This window comes from Mesorhizobium sp. M8A.F.Ca.ET.208.01.1.1, from assembly GCF_004791315.1.
Lineage (GTDB): Bacteria > Pseudomonadota > Alphaproteobacteria > Rhizobiales > Rhizobiaceae > Mesorhizobium.
In genome coordinates this window covers 1-294 of record NZ_SRUT01000338.1, presented here as the reverse complement: position 1 = coordinate 294, position 294 = coordinate 1, and the positions used below count along the sequence as shown (strand labels likewise).

1 protein-coding gene is annotated in these 294 nt (G+C 60.5%); it reads left to right on the top strand.

Features of this window, described 5'->3' with window-relative positions:
- A partial coding sequence (locus EN851_RS35555; RefSeq protein WP_135931129.1) for an NAD-dependent epimerase/dehydratase family protein occupies window positions 1–294 on the top strand: 294 nt, incomplete at both ends.

The window sequence follows — 294 nt, the reverse complement described above, 5'->3', positions numbered from 1 at the left end:
GCGATCAAAAAGGGCTGAACAAACACGGACGGCGCTTGTTGCCGGCGGTGCCGGTTTCCTCGGCTCGCATTTGTGCGAGGCGCTGCTGCATGACGGCTATCGAGTGATCAGCGTCGACAATTTCCTCACCGGCAGAATGGAGAATATCAGTCCGCTGGTTGGCCAGGCGCGCTTTCGGCTGATCGAGCAGGACGTTTGCACCCCGCTGGAACTCGCTGAACCTGTCGATCGCGTTTTCAACCTGGCCTGCGCAGCATCGCCGCCTCGCTATCAAGCCGACCCGATCCACACGAC